Consider the following 1,325-nt stretch of genomic DNA (forward strand, 5'->3'; position numbering starts at 1 on the left):
TTCCTAAAAAAAGTTTCTCAGATTGTGCGGGAGGAAATGGATGCCACAGGTGCTCAAGAGTGTCTTCTAAGTTGGGATGTAGATATGCCCCAAGTTATGCCTCATGGAGAAGCTTTGGGAATTGATGTAGGAATTTCACATTTTGCTGCTGTCAGTAACGGTACTCTATTTTCCAATCCACGCCCTTTCAAGCGCCTCGAACGCAAGCTTAAATTGCTGCAAAAGAGGGTGAGCAAGAAGCGCATTGGAAGTAGCAACCGTCGCAAAGCACAGGCAAAAGTTAGTAAATTACACGAACAAATCGCTAACCTGAGGAAGAATTACCATTGGGAATTAGCTCATAATCTTTGTGATTGGGCTGGGATGATCTTTGTTGAAGATCTAAATCTCAAAGGATTGGCGAAGGGAATGCTAGGAAAGCACTGCTTAGATGCGGGATGGGGACAGTTTTTCCAAATATTAGAGCAGTGCTGTTTTAAGCGTGGTGTCTATTTCCAAAAAGTCGATTCTAAAAAGACTAGCCAAATTTGTCCCAATTGTTTAACAGAAACTGGAAAAAAAACTTTAGCTGAGCGTGTACATAGTTGTCCAAATTGCGGCTATACAACTGATAGAGATGTAGCAGCCGCTCAAGTCGTTCGCTTACGTGGACTTGCAGCCGTAGGGCATACGGTCAAGATGCTTTCTGAGGGTAAATTCGTAGGAATCCCTTTGAAGAAAGAATCCTTGTCCTTATAGGACGGGGAGTGTCAATCCACTGCTTAAAATCAGCTTGGTCTCTTAATTCTTGGAGTGTTGCTGGTGCCACTCCTAATCGTTGAGCTAATTCTTCTTCACTTAGTCCTTGTAGAAATTGGCTAAGTGAGTTAAAATCTGGTGAGCTCATTCCAACACATTAAATTCCAACACATTAGAGGTTAGCTGAACAATCAAAAATAATTCCGTACCCAAACTAAAACGGAAAAAAGTTCTCGTGACCTGCGTGCGTGCTACCCGATAACTGGGTTTTTAACTAAAACCCCTGGTTCTTTCTGAATCGGTAAAGCGTCTAATACATCAGTTTGAGCGCAATACTTTAAATCTTCATGACCATTGAGCCGCAGCAGCCGTTTTCCGTGACTAGCGTGATAGAACATCTCTAGTAATTTATCTTGCCACTGGGAGTAAAGTGCGATCGCACCAATTACTTCATCATTACCAGCAATGTCATCCACTGAGTTTCCAGTTTCTTCCATAAGTCTTTGAGTAATCGCCCCAGCACAAACTGTGTCTTCTAGGGAGTAGGCTCCTTCCCAACCTGACCCCACTAGCCAAATAGTATCTGG

The 1,325-nt window shown here is 42.9% G+C and carries 2 protein-coding genes; one reads left to right on the plus strand and one right to left on the minus strand.

Going from position 1 to position 1,325, the window contains the following annotated elements; all coding sequences use genetic code 11:
* Positions 1–738 (plus strand): RNA-guided endonuclease TnpB family protein (locus tag F6K49_RS49710; protein ID WP_293110190.1); only part of this gene is annotated, 738 nt, incomplete at its 5' end.
* A gap of 251 nt (positions 739–989) precedes the next feature.
* Here F6K49_RS49710 and F6K49_RS49715 read toward each other — a convergent pair.
* Positions 990–1,325: 2-phosphosulfolactate phosphatase (locus F6K49_RS49715; RefSeq protein ID WP_293110192.1), on the minus strand; the 336-nt coding region annotated here is incomplete at its 5' end.

The organism is Moorena sp. SIO3I6, from assembly GCF_010672095.1.